The following is a 17,112-nucleotide window of genomic DNA, read 5'->3' on the forward strand; positions in this document are numbered from 1 at the left end:
AGATGGAAAATTTCTTGAACCTCATTACAACTCAGGGCGAGGCTATTTTTGGCACCCTGTGGCCGCTTGTTTGGGCTTTGGTGCGGATTGTCATTATTGTGCTGCCTATGTTTGGTTGCGTTGCTTACCTGACTCTGTGGGAGCGTAAGTTAATTGGTTGGATGCACATTCGCCTTGGGCCAAACCGCGTCGGCCCATTAGGACTCTTGCAGCCAATTGCTGATGCATTAAAGCTATTGCTCAAGGAGGTCATATCTCCAGCGCGCGCCAGCAAGGTGCTTTATTTCATCGCCCCTGTGATGGTGATCATGCCTGCCTTTGCGGCTTGGGCTGTTGTGCCTTTTCAAGCTAAGATGGTTTTGGCTGATGTGAATGCCGGACTCTTGTACGTGATGGCGATTTCTTCGATTGGTGTCTATGGTGTGATTCTAGCTGGCTGGTCATCCAACTCTAAGTACCCATTTCTTGGTGCAATGCGCGCTTCATCACAGATGATCTCTTATGAGATTGCGATGGGTTTTGCTTTGGTCACCGTATTGCTGACATCAGGCTCTTTAAACCTTAGCACTATTGTGGCATCACAAGAACAAGGTTACTTTGCTAGTCTTGGCCTGAACTTTCTGTCTTGGAACTGGTTGCCATTGCTACCAATGTTCTTAATCTATTTTATCTCTGGCGTTGCTGAAACCAACCGTCATCCATTTGATGTGGTGGAAGGGGAGTCAGAGATTGTTGCTGGTCATATGGTTGAGTACTCCGGTATGGCGTTTGCGATGTTCTTCTTGGCCGAGTATGCCAACATGATCTTGATTGCGGCATTAGCTTCAACCATGTTCTTGGGTGGCTGGTTGCCAATTGTTGATTTACCAATCTTGCGTGATATTCCAGGCTTCTTCTGGTTGTTCGGCAAAACCTTCTTCTTGTTGTCTTGTGTAATCTGGTTGCGTGCCACATTGCCACGTTATCGCTATGACCAAATCATGCGTTTGGGCTGGAAGATCTTTATTCCCCTCTCAGTGTTTTGGGTTGTGGTTGTTGGCGCGTGGGTGGTATCCCCATGGAATATTTGGAAATAAGTTGATTAATCATGTTTAAGAAAATTTCCCAATTCCTTAATAGTTTGATGCTCAAAGAAATTTTGATGGGCATGTCCATTACTGGGCGCTACCTCTTCAAGCCAAAAATTACCATTCAATACCCAGAGGAAAAGACTCCTTTGTCGCCACGCTTCCGCGGTTTGCATGCTTTGCGCCGTTATGAGAGCGGTGAAGAGCGATGCATCGGTTGCAAGCTGTGTGAAGCTGTTTGCCCTGCATATGCGATTACGATTGAGAGTGATGAGCGTGACGATGGTACTCGACGTACAACTCGCTACGACATCGATTTAACCAAGTGCATTTTCTGTGGCTTCTGCGAGGAAGCTTGCCCAGTGGATGCGATTGTTGAAACCAATATCTTCGAATACTTTGGTGACAAGCGTGGCGATTTGTATTTCACAAAAGAAATGCTCTTGGCTGTGGGTGATCGCTATGAAAAAGATATTGCCGCCAACCGCGCTGCTGATGCGCCTTATCGTTAATCGCATAGAGCACATATCCATATGACAATCGATACCTCCTTTCTTTTCCCAGCTTTCTTCTACGCCTTTGCAGGATTGCTGGTGATTTCTGCCGTACGTGTGGTGACAGCGCGCAACCCAATTCATGCGGCCCTATTTTTGGTGCTAGCTTTCTTCTGCGCTTCTGGTCTATGGATGCTCCTAAAGGCTGAGTTTTTGAGTTTGGCTCTGATCCTGGTTTATGTTGGCGCAGTGATGGTGCTCTTCCTGTTCGTCGTGATGATGCTTGACCTGGACATTGAGCATTTGCGTAGAGACTTTAAAAAATTCTTGCCGGTCGCATTCTTAATGGGTGCAGTGATTGTCCTTGAGCTTTCAATTGTGTTGATTCGTAGCTTTATTGGAACTACATCTCCAGTTCAGCCAATGTTAGAAGAGGCTGCCAATAGCAATACGCATGCCTTAGGTATGATGATTTTTGTTGATTATGTTTATGCCTTTGAGGTTGCTGGCGTGATTCTTCTGGTTGCCATTATTGCCGCAGTTGCCTTAACTCTCCGTAATCGCAAAGATGCTAAGTCGCAAGATATTGCTTATCAGGTCAATGTGCTCGCTGCGGATCGTATGCGCATGGTGAAGATGGATAGTGATATGGCCGCAAAGCAAGATGCTAGAGGGGAGAAGAAATGAACATTACCCTAGCTCACTATTTAGTACTTGGCGCCATTTTGTTCGCGACTAGTGTGATTGGTATTTTTTTAAACCGTAAGAATGTCATCGTGCTCTTGATGTGTATCGAGTTAATGCTTCTCTCGGTCAACATGAACTTCGTTGCCTTCTCCCATTACTTGGGTGACATGGCTGGTCAGGTATTCGTATTCTTTATTTTGACTGTGGCAGCTGCGGAAGCGGCGATCGGTTTGGCCATCTTGGTGGTGCTCTTCCGTAAGGTTGACACTATTAACGCTGAAGACCTTGACCACTTAAAAGGCTAGTCATGCAATTGACCTTAACTCTTCCCGTCCTCTGCGCTATTCCGCTGGCGCCATTACTTGGCTCTGCGATTGCTGGTCTTTTAGGCACCAAGCTTGGCGGTAACCGCATTGGCCATGGCGCATGTCAGTTTGTGACCATTCTTGGTGTGATGATTGCCTTTGTTCTCTCGTGCAATGTGCTTGTGCAGGTAATGGATGGCTTCTACTTTAACGGTACCGTGTATCGCTGGATGCAGCTGGGTGAACTCAATCTGGATATTGGTTTTCTGATTGATCCACTTACAGCAACAATGATGTGTGTTGTGACCTTTGTGTCCTTAATGGTTCATATTTACACTATTGGTTATATGAAGGGCGAGGAGGGCTATAACCGCTTCTTCTCTTATATCTCCTTATTTACTTTTGCCATGTTGATGTTGGTGATGAGCAATAACCTCTTGCAACTCTTCTTCGGATGGGAAGCAGTTGGTGTTGTCTCTTACTTATTAATTGGTTTCTATTTCGAGCGTCAATCTGCCGTATTTGCCAATATGAAAGCCTTCTTGGTAAACCGGGTAGGGGACTTTGGCTTTATCTTAGGTATTGGTTTGTTGTTAGCCAGCACCGGATCAATGAATTATGACGTCATTTTTTCTCAAAACACGGCTCTGGCAGCTCAAGTACTGCCTGGCACTAGCTGGAACTTATTAACAGTTGCCTGTATCTGTCTTTTCATTGGCGCGATGGGTAAGTCAGCTCAGTTCCCATTACATGTTTGGCTGCCAGATTCGATGGAGGGCCCAACTCCAATTTCTGCATTGATTCATGCTGCAACCATGGTTACGGCTGGCATCTTCATGGTGGCTCGTATGTCACCACTGTTTGAATTATCTGACACAGCGTTAAGCTTCATTTTGATAATCGGCTCTATTACTGCACTCTTTATGGGCTTCTTGGGAATCGTCCAAAACGATATCAAACGGGTAGTGGCATATTCAACTTTGTCACAGTTAGGTTATATGACGGTTGCACTGGGTGTATCTGCTTATCCAGTAGCAATTTTCCATTTGATGACACATGCATTTTTCAAAGCGCTCTTGTTCCTTGCTGCCGGTAGCGTCATCTTGGGAATGCACCACGAGCAAGACATGCGCAAGATGGGTGGCTTGTGGAAATACATGCCAATTACCTGTTTGATGATGTTGCTGGGTAATCTCGCATTAATCGGTACACCATTTTTCTCTGGCTTCTACTCAAAAGATTCTATTATTGAGGCGGTAGCGGCAAGTCATATTCCAGGCTCTGGATTCGCTTACTTTGCAGTCATGGCAAGCGTCTTTGTAACGGCTTTGTATTCATTCCGCCTTTACTTTTATGTGTTTCACGGTAAAGCCCGTTGGGGCCATGCTGATGCACATGCACACGATCACCACCATGATCATGCAGAGCAAGGCGATGATCATGCTCACCATGGTTTGGCGCCAGGCCAAAAACCCCATGAGTCTCCCCTAGTGGTGACCTTGCCATTAATTCTTTTGGCTATTCCTTCTGTAATTATTGGTTTCTACACAATTGAGCCAATGTTGTTTGGTCAATTTTTCGGTGATTCCATATTCGTTGACATTAGCAAGCACCCAGCAATGGTTGAGCTTGCAGAAGAATTCCACGGCCCAATTGCTATGGCAATTCATGCGTTTACTTCACCGGTATTGTTATTAGTTGTGCTCGGTGTTTTGACAGCTGCTATTGGCTATCTCTGGATGACGAAGTTACCAGGAAAATTTGCTGAAGCGCTTGCTCCGCTCAAAAAACTATTGGATAACAAATATTATCTCGATGATTTAAATCAAGCCGTCTTTGCCAAGGGTCTACTCTGGATTGGCGGTGTCTTGTGGCATCGCGGTGATCAGAAGATCATTGATGGTTTCTTTGTAAACGGTAGTGCCCATGTCGTTGGACGCTTTGCCGGTGTGATTCGCCATTTGCAATCCGGTTATCTTTATCACTATGCCTTCGCAATGATTGCGGGCTTAGCGGTATTGCTGGCTTGGGTTTTGTACGCTTACCTGCCTTTTGTTCGCTAGGCCTTTGTTACTTAAGTAGCCACTATGATTCTTTCATTCGCCATTTGGATTCCAATTTTCTTTGGACTCATCATTTTGTTTTATGGGTCAGAGAAGCCTACCGCAGGCGTTCGCTGGTTAGCGTTGGTTGGAGCGGTGATCGGCTTTATTGCAACCTTGCCGCTAGTAATTCAGTTTGATATTGCTAACCCTGGCATGCAGTTTGTTGAGAAGATCAGCTGGATTCCACGCTATGACATCAACTACCACTTGGGTATTGATGGCATTTCTGTTTGGTTTATTGTTCTGACGGCATTTATTAATATTTTCGTCGTGGTGGCATCTTGGCAATCAATTACTACTAAAGTGTCTCAATACATGGCATCTTTCATGATCCTCTCGGGTCTAATGATTGGCGTATTTGCAGCTTTAGACGCATTACTCTTTTATGTATTCTTCGAAGCCACTTTGATTCCGATGTACATCATCATCGGTGTGTGGGGTGGTCATAACCGTATTTATGCGGCATTCAAATTCTTCTTGTACACCTTGCTAGGCTCTTTGTTGACTCTAGTTGCTATGCTGTACCTGTACAACGTTACCAATACTTTTGATATCGCAGCTTGGCAAAATGCCCGCCTTGATATTGTTGAGCAGATCTTATTGTTCTTTGCCTTCTTCATGGCGTTTGCTGTTAAGGTACCAATGTGGCCATTACACACTTGGTTGCCTGATGTTCACGTTGAGGCGCCAACAGGTGGCTCGGTAGTCTTGGCTGCAATCATGTTAAAGCTTGGGGCTTATGGCTTCTTGCGCTTCTCCTTGCCAATTGCACCAGATGCAAGTCAATACCTTGGCCCATTTGTGATCTTCTTGTCATTGGTTGCGGTGATCTATGTCGGTGCTGTTGCGCTAGTCCAGAAAGACATGAAAAAGCTGGTTGCCTATTCATCAGTAGCACACATGGGTTTCGTAACTTTAGGTTTCTTTATATTCAGCCCCCTCGGAATTGAAGGCGGCATTGTGCAGATGATTTCGCATGGCTTTGTTGCTGGTGCGATGTTCCTCTGCATTGGTGTTCTTTATGACCGTATGCATACCCGACAAATCGCAGATTTTGGTGGCGTAGTTCACCGTATGCCTGCATTTACTGCCTTTGCAGTTTTAATGGCAATGGCGAACTGTGGCCTCCCAGCAACTTCCGGTTTCGTGGGTGAGTTTATGGTGATTTTGGCGGCAGTTGATTATGATTTCGTGATCGGCATCTTGGCTGCTACAGCATTAATTCTGGGTGCAGCTTATTCCTTGTGGATGGTCAAGCGTGTTTTCTTTGGCACAGTCAATAACAAGCATGTTGAGGAGTTGCAAGACCTTAATGGTCGCGAATATTTCATGATGGCTGTTTTAACCATCTGCGTGATTGGCATGGGCGTGTACCCAAAACCATTTACCGACATCATTCATCCAGCTGTAATTAATCTGCTACAGCACGTTGCTGTTAGCAAACTCTGAGTAAAAGCAAATGCAAGCATTCGACCTATACGCCATCCTGCCGGAACTTGTTTTACTCGTAGCCGCCTGCTTATTATTGGTTGCAAGCGTTTATGTTCGCGAGCAACAGCCAGTAATTGCTGGAGTGGAGCAGGACATCTTTCACACACCGCGTGCTGTTGGCTTTATATATTTTTTCTCGATCATTTTGTTAGCCTACATGGTGATCGCTTTTCTGGGTCGTATGAGTGATGTATCCCAGGTTGCCATGAATGGCTTATTCCAATCTGATCCATTTTCAAACCTCTTAAAGGCTTGTTCTTGCGGCGCAGTATTAGTGAGCTTGATTTACTCTAAACAGTACTTAACAGACCGTGCCATGTTCCGCCCAGACTTCATTGTGCTGAGCTTGCTCGCCTTGTTGGGTCAGTTGGTATTGATCTCTGGATCCAATCTCTTGACGCTGTATCTTGGCCTTGAGTTAATGGCTTTGCCAACATACGCTTTAGTAGCAATGCGTCGTACCAGCGAGAAGAGTGTGGAGGCGGCAATTAAGTATTTCATCTTAGGTGCTTTGGCTTCTGGTTTCTTGCTCTACGGTATGTCGATGCTTTACGGTGTCACCGGCTCTTTAGATCTTATTGAAATCTTCAAAACAGTTGCAGACCCTCGCATTAATCATTTGGTAATGGCTTTTGGCCTCGTATTTATCGTGGCTGGATTAGCATTTAAGTTGGGTGTTGTACCTTTCCATATGTGGGTACCTGACGTTTATCAGGGCGCACCAACTGCTGTCACTTTAATGATTGCCGCTGCACCAAAATTAGCTGCTTTTGCACTCTTATTCCGCTTGCTAGTAAACACGCTGTTACCACTCTTGGGTGACTGGCAACCCATGTTAGTGCTACTTGCGGTCCTCTCGTTGATTTTGGGTAATATCACCGCGATTGCACAAACCAATCTGAAGCGGATGCTGGCTTACTCTGCGATTGCACAGATGGGTTTTGTATTACTCGGCATGATGTCGGTGTTTGATGATCATGCATTTAGTGCATCGATGTTCTACGCTATTACTTATGTATTAACTACCTTGGGTAGCTTTGGTTTATTGATGATGCTTTCGCACAAGGGCTATGACTGCGAAACATTAGAGAGTCTCAAAGGTTTGAATAAGCGCCATCCTTGGTATGCCTTTATTGGTTTGGTATTAATGTTCTCTTTGGCTGGCATTCCGCCGACAGTTGGTTTTGCTGCTAAGTTGGGTGTACTGGAAGCATTGGTTGATGCTGAACATACCTTCTTGGCTATCATTGCTGTGATTACATCGTTGATTGGCGCCTTCTACTATTTGAGGGTAGTAAAAGTAATGTACTTTGACGAGCCTGAGCATGAGCTGACCATTACGGGCTCAACCTTTGCTCGTGGTCTATTGGGCTTGAACGCGATTTTGGTGCTGGTTATTGGTATCTTCCCATCGGGTTTAATGGGTCTTTGTTTGGATGCGATGCGCCGGACCTTGCTTGGTTCCTAGTTAAATAAAATAATAGAAGGTTACGGTCCTTAAGGCTCCTAAGTTAACTCTTCGGAGCCTTTATTGTTCTTAGGCTTTTATATTGCTGTCACACATCTTTTGTATGATGCGGCTAATGCGATCCAATAAAAATATACCCAATTTGCACTTGAATTCCTATGACTGAAAAATTCCTGCACGATTTGCCCTCTGGTGATGATCACTTACGCGAGAAACGCATCTCTGGTGAAGATATCTATGGCGGCATCTTCTTAAATATGAAGCGGGATAAGGTTTGCCTTCCAGATGGTCAAGAAGCCGTTCGTGAATATCTTACCCATCCAGGTGCCGTTGCCATCATCGCCATTTTGGCTGACGGCAGAGTCCTGCTGGAGCGTCAATACCGCTATCCTATCGCCAAAGTTTGCATGGAAATCCCCGCTGGAAAGTTAGATCTTGGCGAAGATCCACTTGTGTGTGCAAAGCGCGAGCTTGAAGAGGAGACGGGCTATACGGCCAAGAAATGGAGCTATGTGCGCCGAATTCACCCGGTCATTTCCTATTCAACGGAGTTTATAGATATTTATTTGGCTGAAGAGCTTGAGCCGGGTAAAAGCAAGCTGGATGATGAGGAGTTTTTGGATGTCTTTGCGGCGCCCTTGGAGGAGATTATTGGCTGGGTGGAGCAGGGCACGATCACCGATGTGAAAACGACTATTTCAGCGTATTGGCTGGACCGATATCGCCGTGGTTTGGTGCTACCTTCCTTACTTTCTGAAGGCGGCAAGTAAACCTACTAAAATAAGACTATTGATTTTGCTGTTTTTGTCCCGATATAGGTCTTATGAAAGTTTATAACCTCGCTTGTCCATTGGATCATCGCTTTGAAGGATGGTTTGCCTCTGAGGAGGATTGCGTGTCCCAGCAGGACAAGGGCATGCTCGCTTGCCCGATTTGCGACAGTACCGATATTAGCCGTATGCCCTCTGCGCCCCATATTGCCAAATCTAGCTCTGCCAAGGCTTCCAATAAGGCTTCTGAATCAACAGAGCTCATGGTTTCTCATGCAAATGCTGAGACTGGCAGCTTAAGTGGCGAGGTTGTAGCGCTGACTGGCAGTGATCATGGTCAACTGGAGGCACAGGTTCAGGCTGCCTTCTTAAAAGGCATGCGCGAACTCATGGGGCGTTCTGAGGATGTGGGTAACTCCTTTGCTGAGGAGGCTCGCAAAATCCACTACAAGGAATCTCCTGAGCGCAGTATTCGGGGTCAGACTACCCTTGATGAGGCTGAGGCCTTGCGAGATGAGGGTATTGAGGTCTTGGCTATGCCCTTGTTGCCCGCATTTAAAAATACCCTGCAGTAAACCCAATGCTGCTATCTACCTAGGTTTAATCATCCTAGGATAGAATCCCCTTATGTATATGTTTCTGCCTTTTCTGACGGCTTTTATTGGACTGATCTTCGTCTGGTTTGATAGGCGATTTGCAGGTCTAACGCTCTTGGCGATAAGCACCCTTATTTTGATTTACTGGTTTCAGTTTCACGCTACCAGCCATCTCAATATCAGCCTGTGAGCAAACAAACCTTTCCTTCGCTCGCGGGACTAGGCAATCATCTTGCCTTAGTCGCTGTTATTGGCGTTTTGTCCTATGCCTTTGTTGATCAACTCTATTTTGGCGAACTTCCATGTCCATTGTGTTTAATGCAACGCATGGGTTTTGTATTCATCGGCTTTGCTTTGGTCCTTAACATTCGTTTTGGCGCACATTCGTCGCATTATGGTTGGGGCATCATGGGCGGATTGGTTGGCATGATGGTCTCACTACGCCAAGTGCTCTTGCATGTACTGCCAGGCGACAAGGGATTTGGCGCAACATTTCTAGAGTTGCATTTTTATACTTGGGCTTTTGTAGGTTATTTTGGGCTGTTGGCAGGTCAAGCCATTTTATTAATGCTGCCAAATCGGGATATTCGTTCACGCTCTTTATTTTCCAATACATTAATTATTATTTTTGCTCTGTTAGTGCTAGGTAATTTGGTGTCTACTTTATTGGAATGCGGCATCGGTCCTTGCGCTGATGATCCTGTTAAATATGACGGATGGATTTGGTTGCGTAATCGTTTCGGATTCTGAGTTTGCCAAAACTGCATTTATCTTTAGTGGTGAAGGGTTTCTTAGCCACGCTTCTAACCATTGCCTTGTTATTTAGTCATCAGACGCATGCCCAATCAAAAAACATCACGGCACCTTGGCCTAAACAGCCTATTCGAATTATTGTTACTTTCACCCCTGGTGGTGCTCCAGATGTCTTGGCACGCGTTCTAGCGCAAAGTTGGCAAGAGGTCTTAGGTGTTCCGGTCCTAGTGGAGAATCGACCTGGGTATGGCGGCAATATTGGCGCAGAAATAGTGGCAAAGAGTGATCCGGATGGTTACACCTTGCTTATTGGAACGGTGGGTATTCATGCGATTAATGGCGCTCTTTATGAAAAGATGTCTTATGACCCGATTAAGGATTTCACGCCGATTAGTTTTTTGGCAAGCACTCCCAATGTATTGATCGTCAATAAACATCTTGGGGTAAGTAATCTGCATGAGTTGATCGACATGGCCAAAGCAAAGCCTAATCAACTGACTTTTGGATCCTCTGGGGTTGGTACTTCTTTGCATATGTCTGGAGAGTTATTTAAGGAGATGGCCGGCATCGACATTAGACATATTCCCTATAAAGGCAGGGCACAATCTTTGCCGGATCTGGTGAGCGGAAGAATTTCGATGCTATTCGATAATCTATCTTCATCTTTGCCCTTGATTAAGGCGGGTGAAGTGCAGGCCCTAGGGGTAACTACATTAAAGCGCTCATTGGCCGCTCCTGATATTCCCACCTTGGCGGAGCAGGGTTTAAGTGGATTTGAGGCTACCTCATGGTTTTCTTTAATGGCACCCGCCAAACTGCCTGGTTCGATCCAAAAGCGTTTAAATACCCTAACGCGCCAAACTTTGAACAACCCACAGGTCCGCAATCGACTCTTGGAGGGCGGTTTAGAACCCGCTCCTAGCGGCCCCCAGGAGTTGGCAATATTGATTAAGACTGAATCCAATAAATGGACTCGGGTTATTCATCAATCTGGCGCAAAATTAGAGCCGTAATTCGGTAAAAATTAAAAAATAAGGCGCTTATCTGTCAGCTTGAAAATATTTGAAGCGTTATTAGGGTAAGACGGTAATCAGTTTGTTATTTAGATCGCAAGTAGTTGGCTGATTTTGAAGTCTAAGATTAGAATAAACAGAGGCCAATCTTGAGGGGGTCCACAATGAAACAGTTTAAAAAATGCATCGTACTGGTCATGGCGCTTGTAGGGTTAGCTACTGTTTTCCCGGTTGCAGCTCAGGCTGGCTGGAATGTCTCTGTCGGCGGTGGTTATGGCGGCGGTTGGCGTCCTGCAGCATATGGTCCAGGTTGGGGTGGTCATTATGGTCCAGGATGGCGAGGTAATTGGGCTTATGGCGGCGGCTATTATGGTGCTCCATATGCATATCCCTATGCTGGCTACTATTCTCCACCAGTAGTGTATGTGCCACCTGTTGCATATGTAACGCCACCACAACCAATGGTTTTAGCATCACAACCGCAACCGGCCGTTTGGTATTTTTGCCAAGCTAGTGGGCAATACTTCCCATACGTACAAGAATGTTCTTCTGGTTGGCAGGCTCAAGCAGCAATTCCGCCATCATCTGGAGTGAAGCCTCATACGCCAAATAATTGATTAAGTTATCTAATTCAATATATCAACACCGAGCAATAAAAAAGGATTTGTAATGAAACGTTTGATTCTCTCAGCGACACTAATTGCTTCATTAGCAGCTTGCGTATCTGCGCCAACCGGTCCAACGATTGCAGTCATGCCACGCGAAGGTAAGCCGTTTGAAGTATTTCAGCAAGAAGATCAACAATGCCGTGGATTTGCTTCTGATGCAGTTAAAGATGCTGGCAATGCCGCCCTTAAGGATGGCGTTACTAGTGCTGCTGTTGCTGCAGCTTTAGGTGCTGCTGCTGGAGCGATGATTGGTGGCGGTAGCCATGCTGGTGTTGGTACCGGTGCTGGCGTTGGTCTGTTAGGCGGATCTGCAATTGGAGCTATGAATGCCTCCGGAAAAGAAAATCAAGCACAGACCCAATACAACATTGCCTATCAACAGTGTATGTATGCGAAGGGCAATCAAGTGCCTAGCTATGCAACACCTAGGCGCTAATGCACTGCTAATAGATATTCGATAGAAATCTTTAAAGCTGAAGCGGCGGATGCGTTTTCTCAAAACGTGCCGCCGTTTTTCTAAAGAGGTAGAGGAGTAAGAAAGCTGCCAATCCTAGACTCATGCTATTGCCAGCCCAAAAGCCGCTGGCGCCTTGTAAAAATACAGGCGTATTACCAAAGACATTAAAGCCCAGTAGGTAGCCACCACCGAGACCTACACCCCAAAGAGACCCTGCATAAATTAACATGGGCCAAAAGGCAATGCGGTAGGCGCGTAGAATAAATGCCGCCGTTACTTGCAGTGCGTCAAAGACTTGGTAAAAAGCGATAAATAAAAATAGCGGTACGGCAAACACTCTAACCTCTGCTGGTGGATTGTATAAATCGAGTAGCTCGAATTTAAATACCCACACTGCAATACCAAGCACAATGCAAAGCAGGGTAGTAAAAAATACAGAAGACCAGCCAATTTCTTCAGCGCGTTCTTGTTTGTCTGCGCCAATGGATTGAGAGACTAGAGTCATAGTTGCGATCGAGAGGGATAGTGGCACCATGTACATCACGGTACCCATATTGGCAACAATTTGATGCCCCGCCAATGTGGTAGTACCCAAGCGCGCAATAAATAATGACATGAAGGTAAACGAAGTGACTTCAATGAGATAGCTAAAGCCAATGGGTGTACCAAGTTTGAGTAATGCCCAAATGCGATGCCAATCTGGTTTGCTTAGGTGACTGAAGATCTTAAAGGGCTTATAGAAGCGATCAAACAATACAAAGCTCAAAGTGACGGTGAGCCAGAACCAGTTAATGATGACAGTGGCTACAGCACATCCTGGTCCACCCATACCTTCGATACCAAATCCACCGTAAATAAAGAGAAGATTGAGGGGTAACTTTAGGCCAAGACCTAGTAATTGCACAACCGTAATCACAGCTGGGCGAGATACGGCATTGTGTAGCGCCATGAGAACGCGCATGCCCATACTTGCTGGCAAACCAAGCGCTAGGATGTTGAGGTAGAGTCGCGCTTTGCCTTCAATCTCTGGGTTGACACGTGAGATTGCCAGGAGATGATCGGCATTCATGAGAATGAAACAACCCAATACAGTTAGACCTAAGGCTAGCCAAGTAGCTTGACGAACCTCTTCACCGATCTCGCCAAAGCGTTTGGCACCAAAAAGTTGCCCCGCAATTGGCGCGAGCGCAGAAATCACGCCAGTCAGACCAACGTAGATACTAATAAAGATTGCTGAAGCCATCGCGAGTGCAGCAAGATCGGGGGCCGAATAGCGCGCAGTCATGGCGGTATCTAATACGCCAAAGGTGATCACTGCGAGCTGACCAATTAAGAGGGGGCCAGCAAGCTTTAGTAATGCAGGAATATCCTCGCGTAAACGCGATAACTTAAAGTGAATCACCGATTATTCCGCGCTGACTTGATAGAGTCTGAGACGTTCATCCCGATCATATGCGCGTCGATCTTCCCAGAGTAGGGTTACTTTTTTATTGTTAAGGCGAGCATAGGCTCTTGCCTCGGTTTGATTGTGTGTCAGCATCCAGGGACAGCTTGGATCATCACGTAATGTTAGTTTTGTAAAGTAAGAGAAAGAGGCAAGTTGCGCCAATCCTATGTTGCTGGTGTCGATGCAACCAGATTCTTTAGTGACAACCTGCGAGAGGCGTGCGGATACATAGCGATAGGTCTTGGCGTAGTTAATGGTGGGAAGCCATAAAGTCATCAGCAGCACCCACATTAAAGTCGTGCCCGACGCAGAAATAATCAAACAGCGCCAAATTTCTTTCGGGGCGCGTGAGGTTCGCCAGCGGACGACTAACAACCAAATGCCGGTAATCGCAATCGCAATAATAAAAGCCAGCCAATTTAATTGACCCTGAAAACCTGGCAAGAGGCGAGCAATATTTGCTGCAGTAGTTTCAGGATAACCAGTGACCTTCGCCATCCAGATAATCCAAATCGCTAGTGCAATGAGGGTGAAGCTAAACATTGCAAACCAGTCAATGAAGCTAATCAGGCTACGCTTAAGAATAGGTAAGCTAAAGGCGGCAATGATCGACAGACTTGGAATCAATATCATTAAATCATGTTCATTGGCTTCTTCACGGAACAAAACATAGATGAAGCTACCAATGAATAAGCATAGTGGGATACAGAGATGTGGCGCACGCCAGGCACCTGCAGCTTTAGCGCGACCCCAGTGTGTTAATGAAATGATTGCTAGTGGCCATACTGGCCAAGCGTAGGCCCAAAAGTTGACACTTAAAAAACCTAATGAATTTAGCGAAGGTGTTACACGCATGTCTGGCATATTGCGCCAACCATCTTGGGCGATGTGGCGCCACTCAGGCGTGATATTCCCAAGGTACCAAAGCGTGGGCCAAATTGCAAAACCGAGCAGACCTAAAATAGTGCTGGTCATGGTCCAGCGAAAACGTAACTTAGCATTGCTAGCAATGACCGCAATAATGGTCGAGCCGACAATCAGTAGACTGAGGGTTAGGTTGCTTGATAGGGCAACGATGATGATGCCAAGACCGGTCCACAGACCACCTTGCCAGGGCTTATCGAGACCACGCACGGTGCCATAGAGAGCAATACTGATACCCATGAGTTGCGCCATCATGGGCGTAGTTTCGTGAGCACGCTGCGCAAGACCCACGCAGGCCAAGAAGATGAGTAAAGCACCATCAGCCAAGGTCATTCCATAGTTCTTGCGATTGGGTTGACCGCCTACAGCTAAAACCATAGGTTGCACTTCAGTTCTGCGACCCAAGAGATAGGTGGCATACCAAATAGCCAGCGCGGATGCAAAGAAGCAAATAGCAGAGTACAGGCGCGCGGCATTTGCTGCGCCAATCCAAGAGCCAAACAAATCAATTAATACCGCACCCATCCAATAAGGGAGTGGGGCGCCAAGGGAAAGATCACGCCCGGCAATGTGTGGAACAATCCAATCTAGAGAGTTCCCTCGAAAGAGGGTCCACATACCACCAAAACCAATTGCATCCTCGTTTTTCCAGGGATCCCGAAAAAACAAGCCAGCAAAACCATAAATCAATGTGAGCGCAAAAATAATAATGCGTGGGATTGATGTAGTAGCGGCGGCGGTAAGTTTGACCATTAATGAAGTAGAAGAAGCAGGTAAGTTCTGGGGCAATAAAAAAGGCAGCAAACGCTGCCTTTATTATCTCGCAGGGAGGGGGTTAACACCCCGAAACTCCCATGAAGAGTAAGTCTGTGCCTAGGGCCAGGTTAAGCCTTCTTTTTAGCTGGCTTTTCAGCAGCTTTAGCTTCTGCAGCCGCAGCTTTTTTCTCGGCAGTTTTAGCAGCGCCATCACCGGTAGCTTTAGCAACGGCTTTGGTACCGAATTTCTGACGGAATTTCTCAACACGACCAGCGGTATCCATGATTTTTTGGGTGCCGGTGTAGAAAGGGTGTGATTCAGAAGAAGTTTCGATCTTAGCCAATGGATACTCTTTACCATCTTCCCACTTGATGGTTTCTCTAGTGTTCATGGTGGAGCGAGTCTTGAAGCTGAAGTTATTGGAAACGTCTACAAAGACGATTTCACGATATTCGGGGTGAATGCCAGGTTTCATTTTGAGTCCTATGAGCGGGTAGCCGTTTGAGCCAAATTGGCTTAAATACTTTCCCAGGTTGGTAAATCAGTAAAAGCGAAATTATGCCATGAAATCAACAACAAAGCGCGGTTTTATGGACTAAAAAGAGCCAAAAACACTCGTTTTTAGCCACCTTTACGCATTAAGTCGAAGAATTCACCATTATTTTTAGTGGATTTGAGTTTATCAACGATGAAGTTCATTGCCTCGATATCGTCCATATCGGCCAAAAGCTTGCGTAAAACCCAGATTTTCTGGAGGTTTTCAGCCTTGACCAACAACTCTTCGCGACGTGTACCAGACTTGTTGAGGTTAATCGATGGATAAACCCGACGTTCAGCCAAGCGACGCTCAAGATGAACTTCCATATTGCCGGTGCCTTTGAACTCTTCATAGATCAGGTCATCCATACGGCTACCTGTTTCAATCAAGGCAGTGGCGATGATTGTGAGTGAGCCACCTTCTTCAATGTTACGAGCGGCACCGAAGAAACGTTTGGGACGTTGTAATGCATTGGCATCCACACCGCCAGACAAAACCTTGCCAGATGAAGGGATCACCGTATTGTAGGCACGCGCAAGACGGGTAATGGAGTCCAGCAAAATGATGACGTCTTTACCCATCTCCACTAAACGCTTGGCTTTTTCGATCACCATTTCGGCTACTTGAACATGGCGAACTGCTGGCTCATCAAAGGTGGAGGCAACAACTTCACCGCGAACAGAGCGTTGCATTTCAGTAACCTCCTCGGGACGTTCGTCAACGAGGAGCACAATCAAAATCGCATCTGGGTTATTAGCAGAAATCGCATGAGCGATATGCTGCATCATGACGGTCTTACCAGATTTAGGTGACGAGACAATCAAGCCGCGCTGGCCAAAGCCAATCGGCGAGATCATGTCGATAATGCGACCCGTAAGGTTTTCTTCTGCCTTGATATCACGCTCTAACAAAATCGTACGATTAGGGTGTAGTGGGGTTAAGTTCTCAAACATGATGCGATTTTTGAGAGCCTCAGGAGGTAGGCCGTTAATCTTGTCGACCTTGACTAAGGCAAAGTAACGTTCACCATCTTTTGGTGTGCGCACTTCACCTTCAACGCTATCACCCGTGTGCAAGTTAAAGCGGCGAATCTGCGCGGGAGAGATATAGATATCATCAGGGGAAGCCATATAAGAGGCTTCAGGTGAGCGCAAGAAACCAAAGCCATCTGGCAACACCTCTAAAGTGCCGTCACCAAAAACCATTTCACCGGCTTTGGCGCGTTTCTTCAGAATGGCAAACATCAACTCTTGTTTGCGCATACGTTGGGTGTTTTCAATCTCCAGGCTAGCTGCCATTTCAAGCAGAGCGGAAACGTGGAGGACTTTGAGTTCAGTTAATTGCATGTGGTTCTCGGGTGTGGATAAAGATATATTGTTAAATGTGGTTTGGGGTATCACTAGTCTTGATCAAGACTAGATAAGAAAACAGAATTTGGGGTCTAAAAAAGAGGGGAGTAGATTGCTGGAAATAGAGGCACTGGAAAGTGCGTTGAACTGCTGATTAACGCCATACTACACTAAATTCTAGGGGATGCAAGCAGGGTCTAAATGCGGAAAAAACACAGGCTCA

The 17,112-nt window shown here is 46.1% G+C and carries 18 protein-coding genes; 14 read left to right on the top strand and 4 right to left on the bottom strand.

The features are described 5' to 3' along the window. The first annotated feature begins 2 nt into the window (after positions 1–2). The 14 genes from nuoH (at position 3) to ICN46_RS09055 (ending at position 11,853) form a co-directional block, all read left to right on the top strand. Entirely contained in the window at positions 3–1,076 is a 1,074-nt protein-coding gene (gene nuoH, locus ICN46_RS08995; protein ID WP_216207618.1) for an NADH-quinone oxidoreductase subunit NuoH, read from the top strand. 11 nt (positions 1,077–1,087) lie between these two features. Continuing rightward, positions 1,088–1,579 (top strand): NADH-quinone oxidoreductase subunit NuoI, encoded by a 492-nt coding sequence (gene nuoI, locus ICN46_RS09000; protein ID WP_216207620.1) that lies wholly within the window; start codon positions 1,088–1,090, stop codon positions 1,577–1,579. Positions 1,580–1,600: 21 nt separating this feature from the next. Further along, complete coding sequence (locus ICN46_RS09005) at positions 1,601–2,248, top strand: NADH-quinone oxidoreductase subunit J (protein WP_216207623.1); 648 nt, start codon at positions 1,601–1,603, stop codon at positions 2,246–2,248. Continuing rightward, positions 2,245–2,553, top strand: a complete 309-nt coding sequence (gene nuoK / locus ICN46_RS09010) for an NADH-quinone oxidoreductase subunit NuoK (RefSeq protein ID WP_216167112.1) — start codon at positions 2,245–2,247, stop codon at positions 2,551–2,553. Before ICN46_RS09005 ends, nuoK begins: the two co-directional genes overlap by 4 nt. A 2-nt stretch (positions 2,554–2,555) precedes the next feature. Next, entirely contained in the window at positions 2,556–4,616 is a 2,061-nt protein-coding gene (gene nuoL / locus ICN46_RS09015; RefSeq protein WP_216207625.1) for an NADH-quinone oxidoreductase subunit L, read from the top strand. A 24-nt stretch (positions 4,617–4,640) separates the two neighbouring features. Beyond that, positions 4,641–6,107, top strand: coding sequence for an NADH-quinone oxidoreductase subunit M (locus ICN46_RS09020; protein ID WP_216207628.1), 1,467 nt, complete (start codon positions 4,641–4,643; stop codon positions 6,105–6,107). A gap of 10 nt (positions 6,108–6,117) precedes the next feature. Next, positions 6,118–7,617: an NADH-quinone oxidoreductase subunit NuoN gene (nuoN, locus tag ICN46_RS09025; protein ID WP_216207632.1), complete on the top strand. Its 1,500-nt coding sequence runs from the start codon at positions 6,118–6,120 to the stop codon at positions 7,615–7,617. A gap of 158 nt (positions 7,618–7,775) precedes the next feature. After that, positions 7,776–8,387, top strand: a complete 612-nt coding sequence (locus ICN46_RS09030) for an NUDIX domain-containing protein (RefSeq protein WP_216207635.1) — start codon at positions 7,776–7,778, stop codon at positions 8,385–8,387. A 53-nt stretch (positions 8,388–8,440) separates the two neighbouring features. Continuing rightward, on the top strand, positions 8,441–8,962 hold the full coding sequence (locus ICN46_RS09035) for a DUF1178 family protein (RefSeq protein WP_216207639.1): 522 nt from the start codon (positions 8,441–8,443) through the stop codon (positions 8,960–8,962). 58 nt (positions 8,963–9,020) lie between these two features. Beyond that, the gene (locus ICN46_RS12150; protein ID WP_370625522.1) at positions 9,021–9,173 is read left to right on the top strand and encodes a DUF5993 family protein; all 153 of its coding nucleotides are present in this window, start codon (positions 9,021–9,023) and stop codon (positions 9,171–9,173) included. Then, on the top strand, positions 9,170–9,733 hold the full coding sequence (locus tag ICN46_RS09040; RefSeq protein WP_216207642.1) for a disulfide bond formation protein B: 564 nt from the start codon (positions 9,170–9,172) through the stop codon (positions 9,731–9,733). Before ICN46_RS12150 ends, ICN46_RS09040 begins: the two co-directional genes overlap by 4 nt. 2 nt (positions 9,734–9,735) lie before the next feature. Further along, a complete protein-coding gene (locus ICN46_RS09045; RefSeq protein WP_255538816.1) occupies positions 9,736–10,749 on the top strand; it encodes a Bug family tripartite tricarboxylate transporter substrate binding protein in 1,014 nt (337 codons plus the stop codon). Between the two features lie 164 nt (positions 10,750–10,913). Next, complete coding sequence (locus tag ICN46_RS09050; protein WP_216207644.1) at positions 10,914–11,366, top strand: hypothetical protein; 453 nt, start codon at positions 10,914–10,916, stop codon at positions 11,364–11,366. 52 nt (positions 11,367–11,418) lie between these two features. Beyond that, positions 11,419–11,853, top strand: coding sequence for a glycine zipper family protein (locus ICN46_RS09055; protein WP_216207647.1), 435 nt, complete (start codon positions 11,419–11,421; stop codon positions 11,851–11,853). 31 nt (positions 11,854–11,884) lie between these two features. Here ICN46_RS09055 and ICN46_RS09060 read toward each other — a convergent pair whose 3' ends face one another. The 4 genes from ICN46_RS09060 to rho all read right to left on the bottom strand — a co-directional run bounded on the left by ICN46_RS09060 (position 11,885) and on the right by rho (position 16,886). Continuing rightward, positions 11,885–13,276 carry an MATE family efflux transporter gene (locus ICN46_RS09060; protein WP_216207650.1) on the bottom strand — a complete coding sequence of 464 codons (1,392 nt, stop codon included), beginning with the start codon at positions 13,274–13,276 and terminating at the stop codon, positions 11,885–11,887. A gap of 3 nt (positions 13,277–13,279) precedes the next feature. Next, entirely contained in the window at positions 13,280–14,998 is a 1,719-nt protein-coding gene (locus ICN46_RS09065; RefSeq protein WP_216207653.1) for an ArnT family glycosyltransferase, read from the bottom strand. Between the two features lie 131 nt (positions 14,999–15,129). Continuing rightward, positions 15,130–15,477, bottom strand: a complete 348-nt coding sequence (locus ICN46_RS09070) for a type B 50S ribosomal protein L31 (protein ID WP_216207656.1) — start codon at positions 15,475–15,477, stop codon at positions 15,130–15,132. A 146-nt stretch (positions 15,478–15,623) separates the two neighbouring features. Continuing rightward, positions 15,624–16,886 (bottom strand): transcription termination factor Rho, encoded by a 1,263-nt coding sequence (gene rho / locus ICN46_RS09075; protein WP_216207659.1) that lies wholly within the window; start codon positions 16,884–16,886, stop codon positions 15,624–15,626. Positions 16,887–17,112 lie beyond the last annotated feature (226 nt).

Origin of the sequence: Polynucleobacter sp. Latsch14-2, from assembly GCF_018881925.1 — a bacterium.
Classification (GTDB): Bacteria; Pseudomonadota; Gammaproteobacteria; order Burkholderiales; family Burkholderiaceae; genus Polynucleobacter.

Bases quoted from the DNA above. Each gene is read 5' to 3' on its own strand.
- rho (WP_216207659.1), bottom strand. From the start codon at position 16,886: ATGCAATTAACTGAACTCAAAGTCCTCCACGTTTCCGCTCTGCTTGAA.
- ICN46_RS09050 (WP_216207644.1), top strand. From the start codon at position 10,914: ATGAAACAGTTTAAAAAATGCATCGTACTGGTCATGGCGCTTGTAGGG.
- ICN46_RS09030 (WP_216207635.1), top strand. From the start codon at position 7,776: ATGACTGAAAAATTCCTGCACGATTTGCCCTCTGGTGATGATCACTTA.
- ICN46_RS09065 (WP_216207653.1), bottom strand. From the start codon at position 14,998: ATGGTCAAACTTACCGCCGCCGCTACTACATCAATCCCACGCATTATT.
- ICN46_RS09070 (WP_216207656.1), bottom strand. From the start codon at position 15,477: ATGAAACCTGGCATTCACCCCGAATATCGTGAAATCGTCTTTGTAGAC.
- nuoH (WP_216207618.1), top strand. From the start codon at position 3: ATGGAAAATTTCTTGAACCTCATTACAACTCAGGGCGAGGCTATTTTT.
- nuoL (WP_216207625.1), top strand. From the start codon at position 2,556: ATGCAATTGACCTTAACTCTTCCCGTCCTCTGCGCTATTCCGCTGGCG.
- ICN46_RS09055 (WP_216207647.1), top strand. From the start codon at position 11,419: ATGAAACGTTTGATTCTCTCAGCGACACTAATTGCTTCATTAGCAGCT.
- ICN46_RS09020 (WP_216207628.1), top strand. From the start codon at position 4,641: ATGATTCTTTCATTCGCCATTTGGATTCCAATTTTCTTTGGACTCATC.
- ICN46_RS09005 (WP_216207623.1), top strand. From the start codon at position 1,601: ATGACAATCGATACCTCCTTTCTTTTCCCAGCTTTCTTCTACGCCTTT.
- nuoK (WP_216167112.1), top strand. From the start codon at position 2,245: ATGAACATTACCCTAGCTCACTATTTAGTACTTGGCGCCATTTTGTTC.
- ICN46_RS12150 (WP_370625522.1), top strand. From the start codon at position 9,021: ATGTTTCTGCCTTTTCTGACGGCTTTTATTGGACTGATCTTCGTCTGG.
- ICN46_RS09035 (WP_216207639.1), top strand. From the start codon at position 8,441: ATGAAAGTTTATAACCTCGCTTGTCCATTGGATCATCGCTTTGAAGGA.
- nuoI (WP_216207620.1), top strand. From the start codon at position 1,088: ATGTTTAAGAAAATTTCCCAATTCCTTAATAGTTTGATGCTCAAAGAA.
- nuoN (WP_216207632.1), top strand. From the start codon at position 6,118: ATGCAAGCATTCGACCTATACGCCATCCTGCCGGAACTTGTTTTACTC.